Below are 426 nucleotides of genomic sequence, written 5' to 3' on the forward strand. Positions count from 1 at the left end.
TCCATCAGGAAGAAATGGGTGCGCCCTCGCACCACATCACGCCACAATACATCCCCTTTACCGTCACCATTAAAGTCACCACTGCCCCGCAACTCCCACTGCGGTGCATCGACAAAGTTGAGCACCTTACGGGTTTTAATCGTCAAGCCATCCATCAGATAGATAAAGTTCATGCCGGTGAGCGTATTACGCCACAAGATATCCGAATGACCATCGGCGTCATAATCGCCCTGTCCCGCCATCAGCCAACCTTCATCTTGTACCACATTAATCGGTTTAGCTTGTTTGGTTTTTACACCATCCATCGACCATAAAAAGTTCCAACCTTTGGCATTGCTGCGCCATAACAAGTCGGATTTACCATCGCCATCCACGTCGTTTTTGACTTTTTGCTGAGTTGTGTTTTGCGATTTTGTAGGATCAAGG

1 protein-coding gene is annotated in these 426 nt (G+C 47.9%); it reads right to left on the minus strand.

Translation table 11 applies throughout. From position 1 onward, the window contains the following. The coding region (locus CXF95_RS26350) for a VCBS repeat-containing protein (protein WP_198556718.1) at nucleotides 1-426 on the minus strand (426 nt) is incomplete at both ends.

The sequence above is a fragment of the Paraglaciecola sp. MB-3u-78 genome (genome assembly GCF_002835935.1).
Lineage (GTDB): Bacteria > Pseudomonadota > Gammaproteobacteria > Enterobacterales > Alteromonadaceae > Paraglaciecola.